The organism is Photobacterium lucens (assembly GCF_009873615.1).
Taxonomy (GTDB): Bacteria; Pseudomonadota; Gammaproteobacteria; order Enterobacterales; family Vibrionaceae; genus Photobacterium; species Photobacterium lucens.
Genome location: NZ_SSMG01000181.1, coordinates 20,878 through 30,724 on the forward strand (window position 1 = coordinate 20,878; position 9,847 = coordinate 30,724).

The 9,847-nt window shown below is 41.8% G+C and carries 5 protein-coding genes and 1 pseudogene; 4 read left to right on the forward strand and 2 right to left on the reverse strand.

The window, feature by feature from the left end; translation table 11 throughout:
- Positions 1 to 56: 56 nt before the first annotated feature.
- Positions 57 to 622 (reverse strand): annotated as a pseudogene (locus E5A76_RS08685) (tyrosine-type recombinase/integrase).
- A 108-nt stretch (positions 623 to 730) separates the two neighbouring features.
- Here E5A76_RS08685 and E5A76_RS08690 point away from each other — a divergent pair.
- The 4 genes from E5A76_RS08690 to E5A76_RS08705 all read left to right on the forward strand — a co-directional run bounded on the left by E5A76_RS08690 (position 731) and on the right by E5A76_RS08705 (position 8,220).
- On the forward strand, positions 731 to 2,434 hold the full coding sequence (locus tag E5A76_RS08690) for a type I restriction-modification system subunit M (protein WP_161118678.1): 1,704 nt from the start codon (positions 731 to 733) through the stop codon (positions 2,432 to 2,434).
- Positions 2,424 to 3,713, forward strand: coding sequence for a restriction endonuclease subunit S (locus tag E5A76_RS08695; protein ID WP_161118679.1), 1,290 nt, complete (start codon positions 2,424 to 2,426; stop codon positions 3,711 to 3,713). Before E5A76_RS08690 ends, E5A76_RS08695 begins: the two co-directional genes overlap by 11 nt.
- A gap of 68 nt (positions 3,714 to 3,781) precedes the next feature.
- Positions 3,782 to 4,969: a PD-(D/E)XK nuclease family protein gene (locus E5A76_RS08700; protein WP_161118680.1), complete on the forward strand. Its 1,188-nt coding sequence runs from the start codon at positions 3,782 to 3,784 to the stop codon at positions 4,967 to 4,969.
- Entirely contained in the window at positions 4,966 to 8,220 is a 3,255-nt protein-coding gene (locus E5A76_RS08705; protein WP_161118681.1) for a type I restriction endonuclease subunit R, read from the forward strand. Before E5A76_RS08700 ends, E5A76_RS08705 begins: the two co-directional genes overlap by 4 nt.
- A gap of 306 nt (positions 8,221 to 8,526) precedes the next feature.
- On the opposite strand, the gene E5A76_RS08710 is transcribed toward E5A76_RS08705, so the two are convergent.
- Positions 8,527 to 9,732, reverse strand: coding sequence for an acetate/propionate family kinase (locus tag E5A76_RS08710; protein ID WP_161118682.1), 1,206 nt, complete (start codon positions 9,730 to 9,732; stop codon positions 8,527 to 8,529).
- Positions 9,733 to 9,847 lie beyond the last annotated feature (115 nt).

Below are 9,847 nucleotides of genomic sequence, written 5' to 3' on the forward strand. Positions count from 1 at the left end.
GCTCTGATGCAATAAGCTAAATAGTTCTCACATTCTGGACATTGCATGGTGGTTTCTCACGTCTCACAACTCTCTGAAATCCTTAGTGCATCTTCAATCTCGACACCAAGGTATTCAATCGTACTTTCGAGCTTAGCATGACCCAGAAGTAACTGAATAGCGCGAAGATTCTTGGTTTTGGCGTAGATCAAAGAAGCTTTAGTTCGACGTAAGGAATGTGTGCCATATTGGGTTTTATCTAACCCAATATCAGTCACCCAACGATTCACCAGTGTGGTGTAGTAATGGTACGAAATCGGAAGTCTGTTGGTGTCAACGCATTTTGAATGATCCATTGTGACAGCGTTTGTTGCGTTTTTGGTGTGATTTCAAAATGAACTTCTTGCTGAGTTTTCTGCTGTTTAACAATGGTTCGAGACATCACGCAACCACTACGACTAACGTCTTGAACTTTTAAGTTTCGTAAATCACACGACCTTAATTTACTGTCGATAGCCAAGTTAAATAACGCTAACTCAAATAAGCGTTCTTCAAGCTCTAGGCGAATTCGGATGCGCCAAATATCCTCCAATTTAAACGCTTTCTTTTGCCCAACTCTTTTACCTTTATTCCAAGCACTCATAATGTGCTCCTCATGTCATAAATTCATTGTTAAGTAAGGCAGAAATGAATGAAAACCATGTAATTACTGGTAGAATATGCGTAATATTTCGTAATTAAGAAAACCACCATGAAACAAGCAGAACAACAATTCCTAAAAGAGCTTGAAGGTAAGCTGTGGAATGCCGCAGACAAACTACGCTCAACGTTAGATGCTGCGCAATACAAACACGCGGTACTTGGCTTAATCTTCGTTAAATACGTTTCTGATGCCTTCAAATTGCGTCAGGAAGAAATCAAAGCAGACCTTGCAAACCCAGAGCACGAATACTACTTAGATCCGGCTGACTTCTCAGAGGAAGAATTAGCGCAAGAGATTGCCATTGAGCTTGAACAACGTGATTTCTACACCGAGAAGAACGTATTCTGGCTACCTACCGAATCTCGCTGGCAGTTCCTACAAGACAACGGCCCTCTTGTGATTGGTGGTGCTGATCTTGAGATTGACGGTAAGGTGAAGAAAATCACTTCTGTTGGTCACCTAATTGATAATGCCTTGGAAGGCATTGAGCGTGATAACCAAAAGCTTAAAGGCGTGCTTAACAAGCTTTACTCGGGGTTGAAAATTGACCAGTCTAAACTGAACGAGCTAATCAACCTGATTGCCACCATTCCGTTCGATCACAAGTCGCTAAATAGCAAAGATATCCTTGGTCACGTATACGAATACATGCTTGGTCAGTTCGCTTTAGCTGAGGGAAAACGCGGAGGCGCTTTCTACACTCCGGCCTCAATTGTTTCTATGATTGTGGAAATGATTGAGCCATTTGAAGGTCGTGTGTATGACCCTGCAATGGGTTCTGGTGGTTTCTTTGTGCAATCAGACAAGTTTATCGAGCGCAGAGCGAACCAAAAAGAAATCGATCCGCTAACACAAAAACAGAAGATCTCTATTTACGGTCAGGAATACAACCACACTACATGGCAGCTAGCGGCGATGAACATGGCGATCCGTGGTTTGGATTATGACTTCGGTAAAGAGCCAGCCAGTACCTACACTAACGTTCAGCACCCTGATTTACGGGCCGACTTCATCATGGCTAATCCACCATTCAATATGAAAGAGTGGAATACGGGTGTTGATGATAACGACCCTCGCTTTAAGTACGGTCAACCGCCAGCAGGTAACGCTAACTTTGCGTGGATGCAGCACATGCTTCATCACCTATCTGCTGATGGCTCTCAAGCGCTGTTATTAGCTAACGGTTCTATGAGTTCAACCACCAACAACGAAGGTACTATTCGTCAGGCATTAATCGAGAATGATTTGGTTGAATGTATGGTCGCACTACCGGGTCAGTTATTTACCAACACCCAGATCCCTGCATGTATTTGGTTCTTAACCAAGAATAAAACAGCTCGCACTGATAAAGCGGGTCGTAAACTGCGTGATCGCAAAGGTGAAGTGTTGTTTATTGATGCGCGTAACCTTGGCTATATGAAAGACCGTGTTCTACGTGACTTTACTCGTGATGATATCGAAAAAGTCGCCGACCTTTACCATGCTTGGAAAACAGGCGTGGAAGTGAATGGTATCGCTTACGAAGACCAAGCAGGTTTTTGTAAATCAGCGACGCTAGAAGAAATTACTAAGCATGATTTTGTGTTAACTCCGGGGCGTTACGTTGGCGCTACTGAAGAACTAGACGACGGCATTTCATTCGGTGAGAAGATGGCAACGCTAACGGCGAAGTTGAGTGAGCAATTTGCAGAATCTGCAACGTTAGAAGCTGAGATCAAGAAGAACCTAGCGGGGTTGGGTTATGAGCTGTAATTGGCCTACTGTAACTTTAGATGAGTGTGCATCATTTCAAGAAGGGTATGTGAATCCGACTCAGAAAAAAGAATATTACTTTGATGGGCCTGTTAAATGGCTTCGTGCTGTCGACTTAAACAACGGCCCGATACGCAACACTTCTAGGACGTTGTCTGAAGAAGGGTTTAAAAGTGCAGGAAAAAGTGCATTGCTATTTGAACCCGGAACTTTAGCTATAAGCAAGTCAGGTACTATCGGTCGTATTGGTATTCTCGAAGACTATATGTGTGGTAACCGCGCAGTTATAAACATCAAAGTTAATAAAGATAAGTGTGACAATTTGTACATTTTTTATGTACTTTTGATGAGTAGAAGAGTTATCGAAACGCTTGCTGTTGGTAGTGTTCAAAAAAACCTATATACGTCTGCGTTAGGCTCCCTAGAGTTAAGACTTCCACCTTTGCAAGTTCAAGCAGCTATCGCGAAGCAGTTGTCTGACTTAGATAAAAAAATCGATTTAAACACACAAACCAACCAAACCCTAGAGCAAATGGCACAAGCCATCTTCAAGTCATGGTTTGTTGATTTCGATCCAGTCAAAGCCAAAATGAATGGTGAGCAACCAGAGGGTATGGATGCGGCGACTGCCTCGCTATTCCCAGAAAAGCTCGTTGAGTCTGAGTTGGGTTTGATTCCTGATGGATGGAATATCAAGTCAATTAAAGATTTTGGTGACGTTATCTGTGGAAAAACACCATCAAAGAAAAATGCTGATTTTTACGGTGGTCATGTTCCATTTATCAAGATTCCTGATACACATGGCAAGGTATTTATCACTGAAACTTCGGATACATTGACGCAGGCCGGGGATGAATCACAACCGAAGAAACGTATACCAGAAAATAGTATCTGTGTGAGCTGTATTGCTACTGTTGGACAAGTTTTTATAACAACGAAACCAAGTCATACAAATCAACAAATTAACTCTGTTGTTCCTTATGATCAGAACTCGCTCTACTACCTACTTTTTAAATTCAAGGGTTTGAATAAACACTTCCATGATTTGGCTAGTGGTGGTAGCGCAACATTAAACATGAACACAAGTACCTTTTCTAAGGTGGCTCTAGTTCGCCCAACGGCTGATGTGCTAGAAGCATTTCACAAAACTGTAGGTGGTTTAATGGAGAAAATGTTGGCGAATCAACTAGAGAATGCCACGTTATCAGAACTACGAGACACCTTGCTTCCTAAATTGCTTTCCGGCGAAATCGAGTTAGCTGAGAAGGCAGAGAGCTAATTAGAAATTGAGTATCAACCCCAATGGCAACACAAATACCATTGGGGTTTTGCAATGGAATTTAAGAAATGGAAAGTTTACTCGTCAACGTCAGTAAATACGCTTCTAGCCATCAAAAGTCGCCAATTGAAAACTTCATTACAGAAGCCTTTGCTTGGCTACTTCGCAATGATATAGCCGTAAGAGAGGCAATAATGTCTCTTTTACTCAAGCAAGGGCAAGAGTATGGTATAGAGATCCCGTATATTGGCAATTCAGAACGCATTAATACGCAAGTTAACTTTGATGGTAAATATCCAGATATGCTTTGGGATTCAACCGACAATATTTCTTGTTTGATATTTGAACACAAGGTTTGGTCTGAACTGCATGATGGGCAGCTTTACAACTATCGACAGTATGCTGAAGAAAAACTAGCAAAATCATTTGCTATCGTGCTTATTACAGCACACTCAGGACAGCATAAACAAAGCCCTGATCTTGCCTTGTGTTGGTATCAAGTTGCCGAAGCGATAGAAAAAATAGAGGAAGATAGTGAAAAAGGGCAATGGATTCGTAAAGAGTTCATTCAGCTATTGAGGTGCAATGGATTAGCAGAATTTTCCCCATTGAACCCACTATCTATCGCCTATTACTATGACTCAAAAAAAATTGATAAACAGCTTTATGACATTGCCAAAATAACACTGAATAAACAATGGCCCATACAGCAGTTAGACGGTGGAATTTCATACAACAAGCAAGCATATCAACGTCATGTTGGAGTCAATGAACGGTGTGGTCACTACGATTCTTGGGGGCGCATTGGGTTGGAATTCAATAATGTCTCTAAAGAGTATTCTGACGGTGGATGGAATCCGGGAATATTCTGTGGCTTTCTAATTGATAGTGAAGACCATGCCACTCATGACTTAATGGAACATGAACCGATAGCGGCACTCATCATAGATATCGATAAGCCTCTCCATTCAAAACTAGCAGGCAGCTCTCTGTATAAAGAGTTAGTTCGCGAATTAACGTTACCCAATGGATGGAAATTAAGTAATCGTATTATGGATAGCAAAAATGAAAATCCATGGCATCCATTAATTATTTATCGAAATCTTTCTGACTTTATTGGGAATACAACGACACTAGAGCAACAAGGTGAAGTGTTCTTTGAGCAAATGTCAGAACTTCAGAATGCATTGATTAACAGTCGTACTTTTTTTGCTTTTTGCGAAGAGATGCAAAAATCTTATGAGGAGTCTTTATGATCACTGAAGACCAATTAGAACAGCTTTGCCTTGATTGGTTTACTGACCAAGGCTACCTATACAAAAATGGTTACGACATCGCCCCTGATGGCGACTCACCAGAGCGTGATGATTATCACCAAGTCGTGCTTAAACAGCGCTTGCTTGATCGTTTAGAAACATTAAACCCTGAACTACCTCAAGAAAGCTTGGCTGTGGTGGTGAACACGGTAAGTACGCCTGACACGCCTGTGCTAATTAAAAGTAACCGAGCTTTCCACAAGTACCTAATTGAAGGTGTGCCTGTTGAATACAGTGTATTTGAGGATGGAGAAACCAAAACTAAGCATACCCATGCCCGCCTGATGGATTTTACCAATCCAGAGAACAATGAGTTTCTGGTGGTCAATCAGTTCACGATTACAGGGAAGAAAGGTAATCGTCGCCCTGATGTTGTGGTGTTCATCAATGGCTTGCCTATTGCAGTTATTGAGCTGAAAAATCCTGCTGATGATCACGCTGATATTTGGAATGCCTATAACCAGCTTCAAACCTACAAAGAAGAAATTGCCGATCTTTTCGTTTTCAATGAAGCATTGGTTGTTAGCGATGGCTGGACGGCGCGTGTCGGTTCATTAACCGCCAATAAAGAACGTTTTTTACCCTGGAAAACCGTTACAGGTGAAGATGATAAACCACTGCTAGAGTTTCAGTTAGAGACGATGGTTCGAGGCTTCTTTAAACCTGATTTGCTGCTCGATTACATTCGCTATTTCATCTTGTTTGAAACAGATCATGACAACATCATTAAAAAGATTGCAGGTTACCACCAGTTTCATGCCGTTCGTGCTGCGGTAGAAGCTACCGTTAAAGCAAAACAGGTCGATAACGATTTGCCGATGGTTGCTGAAAGCATGGGGAAATATCAGGTTCAAGCAACCAAAGGCTTAGATAAGATTAAAGCAGGTAGCGGTAAAGCTGGTGTAGTTTGGCATACCCAAGGCAGTGGCAAAAGTATCTCTATGGTTTGTTATGCCAGTAAGCTATTACAACAACCTGCGATGAATAATCCAACAATCGTTGTTGTGACCGACCGAAATGATTTAGATGGTCAGCTTTATAATACCTTTGGCATGGCGAGCGAGACGCTAAAACAAATACCTCAGCAAGCAGAGAATCGTGATGAACTTCGAGAGTTGCTACTTAACCGTCAATCAGGTGGCATCATATTTACGACTATCCAGAAGTTTGCCTTACTTGCAGATGAAATAGAGCACCCTGTTTTGTCTGAACGTGCCAATATTGTGGTGGTTTCAGATGAGGCGCATCGTAGCCAATATGGTAATAAATCCAAATTGGTTGAAGTCAAAGATGCAGATGGCAATGTTACTGGTTCTAAGTATGTTTTTGGGTATTCCAAATACATGCGTGATGCACTGCCAAATGCGTCTTTCATTGGCTTTACTGGTACGCCTATTGCGATGGATGACAAAGATACTCGTGGTGTGTTTGGTGAATATGTCTCTGTTTACGATATTCAAGATGCTGTCGATGATGGTGCCACGGTTCCAATCTATTACGAGTCACGCTTAGCAAAACTGAATATCAACCAAGCTGAAATTGAAACTCTTAATGATCAAATTGATGATGAGATCAGCGAGGAAGATGAAACAGAAACACGTGAAAAAATTAAGTCGCAATGGGCAACACTAGAAAAGCTTGTTGGTGCTGAGCCTCGTCTAAAACAAGTGGCTCAAGATTTAGTGACTCACTTTACCACTCGTACAGAAACGTTCCCCGGTAAAGCGATGATTGTCGCAATGAGTCGTGAAATATGTGTCGATTTATATAATGCAATTATTGCGATCAAACCTGAATGGCATAGCGATGATCCGAATCAGGGGGCTATTAAGATTGTGATGACAGGCTCTGCTTCTGATAAAGAAAAAATGCAGCCTCATATTCACGATAAGAAAACAAAGAAACTGTTCGAAAAGCGCTATAAAGACACTAACGATGAACTGAAGTTGGTCATTGTACGTGATATGTGGCTAACAGGCTTTGATGCGCCTTGCTGTCATACTATGTATATCGACAAGCCAATGAAAGGGCATAACTTGATGCAGGCTATTGCTCGTGTTAACCGTGTCTTTAAGGATAAACCCGGTGGCTTAGTTGTCGATTATATTGGTATCGCCAGTGAGTTGAAAAACGCCCTGAAAACTTACACAAATAGTCAAGGTAAAGGGCAGCCAACCGTTGATACTGCTGAAGCTTTCTCAGTATTGATGGAGAAAATAGATATTGTTCGTGGGATGTTTGCCACGCCTGTCGATGGTGCTGTGTTTAACTACCGACCTGAGTTTGAAACTAATGCTCTTCGCTTACTACCGGGAGCGGTAAACCATTTATCAGGTTTATCTCATACCAACAGTAATGGAAAAGAAGAGCGCGATGGTAAACGACGATTCCTTGATGTAATGGCAGCAATGACGAAAGCCTACTCGCTGTGTAATACCATGGATGAAACTCAAGGTTATAAGAACGAGATTGCCTTTTATTCTGCGATTAAGACGGCGTTTGTTAAGCACTCTACGGTGGATAAAAAACGCAGTGATGAACAACGTAACAGTGCATTAAAGCAAATTTTAGATAATGCCATTATTGCTGAAGGTGTGGATGATATCTTCTCAATGGTGGGTTTAGATAAACCCAATATCGGATTGCTTTCTGATGAGTTCTTAGAAGATGTTAAAAACTTAAAAGAGAAAAATCTTGCGGTAGAGCTGCTTGAAAAGCTTTTGCGTGATGAAGTCAAAGCACGAATGAAGACTGATGTGGTTCAAGAAAAGAAATACTCTGATCGCATTATGACGACACTGCAAAAGTACCATAACCGTAGCATTGAAACCGCTCAGGTTATTGAAGAGCTAATCAAATGGGCAAAAGAGATGGCTGCTGATGCTGAAATGGCAGCAGGTCTGAATCTTTCTCCTGATGAAATAGCTTTTTACCGTGCCTTAATTCTCAATGAAGCATCGGTACGTGAGCTTGGTGACGATAACCTTCGACAATTAGCCATTGAACTTACGCTTCAATTACGAAAATCTGCGACAGTGGATTGGCAAAAACGAGATAGCGTTCGTGCCCGTATGCGTAACCTTGTTCGCCGCCTGTTACGTCGCTGGAAGTATCCGCCAGATAAAGCAGACGAAGCCATTAAACTCGTTCTTGAGCAAGCTGAAGTTCTGGCTGACGGTTGGTATAAATAAGATTGAAGGCAAGGTTTGATACCTTGCCTTTATTATATTTCATGTCTTGAAATCATATTTATCATTAGAAATGCTCATGTTTTGAGGCGCTATTTGTGTCTATGAGATAGCTAATAATTGTCCAAAAATGAGTTAGCTCATGAGTATGCATATCTGCAGAGGATAAATGACATCTTCTAGAATCTAAACGAAAAAACGGCTCGATGCCTAAGCAAAGAGCCGTCTTTCCGTTCCATATACTTTGGGGTTCCAAACCAAAGTATCACCCGAGCCGTTCCACTCGGAAAATCATTGCGTTACTGCAGTTTATGCGTGCAATAATGCCATTGATTCTTTTGCAATTACCCACTCTTCATTTGTTGGGATCACCATTGCAAGTGGTGTGTTTGGCTTAGTAATAATACCTTGAGCGCCAAAACGTGCTGCTGCGTTACCTTCAACATCTTCTTGGTAACCGAAGATCTTCATTAGACGAAGAATTTCACTACGGATTGGCATTGCATTTTCGCCGATACCACCAGTGAAAATGATGCCGTCTAGCTCATCAAGCGCAACCATGTATGATGCAATGTATTTTGCTACGCGGTAAGTAAATAGCTCAAACGCAAGCTTAGCACCGTGGTGATTTGGATGTGTTTCATCTTCCATCGCTGCAATAATGCCACGACAGTCGCTGGTAAAGCCTGACACACCTAGGAAGCCAGAGTTTGTTACTAGCTCTTTCTCTAGACGATCTTGCGTCCAACCTTTCTTTAATAGGTACTCAAGAATACTTGGGTCGATATCGCCACAACGGGTACCCATCATTAGGCCTGCTAGCGGTGTGAATCCCATTGATGTATCAACACTTTCACCGTTTTTAACCACACATACTGATGCGCCGTTACCTAGGTGAACAGAAATGAAGCTTGATGCCTCAACTGGCTTGTTAACCACTTTTGCAGCTTCACGTGTTACGAAGTAGTGGCTAGTACCGTGGAAACCGTAACGACGGATGTTGTACTCTTTGCTAACTTCTTGAGAAATAGCGTAAGTATATGCTTTTTCTGGCATTGTCTGGTGGAATGCTGTATCGAATACCGCATATTGAGACAATGTTGGGAATGCTTTGCTTGCTGCACGCATGCCAATAACGTGGGCAGGGTTGTGCAGCGGTGCTAAATCACTTAGTGATTCGATATCAGCGATAACTTGCTCATCAATTTTCACTGTGTGAGCAAATAGGTTACCACCTTGAACGACACGGTGACCTACAGCCACGATGTCTTCTTTTAGACCTAGCTCTTCAACAAGCGCTACGATACGGTCAACAGCTTGTTGGTGGTGGTTTTCTAAACCGTCTAATTTAAATTCGTGTTTTTCGCCATTTACTTTCCAGCTTACTACTGCTTCAGGGAGGCCAAAGCACTCACCAAGGCCACTTAACGTAGCTTCACCGTTGACAGTATCAATTAAAGCAAATTTAAGTGAAGAACTACCAGAATTGATTACAAGAACTAAAGAATTGCTCATGGTTATCTCATCAGAATTTTTAAGGGCAAATTTCGGATATTGCTATCCACCTTGAAGCCAGCTCACTGAAAATGTCGAAAAATATATCTATCAACAAGCTTGCCTAACCATCTTA

Bases quoted from the DNA above. Each gene is read 5' to 3' on its own strand.
- E5A76_RS08700 (WP_161118680.1), top strand. From the start codon at position 3,782: ATGGAAAGTTTACTCGTCAACGTCAGTAAATACGCTTCTAGCCATCAA.
- E5A76_RS08705 (WP_161118681.1), top strand. From the start codon at position 4,966: ATGATCACTGAAGACCAATTAGAACAGCTTTGCCTTGATTGGTTTACT.
- E5A76_RS08710 (WP_161118682.1), bottom strand. From the start codon at position 9,732: ATGAGCAATTCTTTAGTTCTTGTAATCAATTCTGGTAGTTCTTCACTT.
- E5A76_RS08695 (WP_161118679.1), top strand. From the start codon at position 2,424: ATGAGCTGTAATTGGCCTACTGTAACTTTAGATGAGTGTGCATCATTT.
- E5A76_RS08690 (WP_161118678.1), top strand. From the start codon at position 731: ATGAAACAAGCAGAACAACAATTCCTAAAAGAGCTTGAAGGTAAGCTG.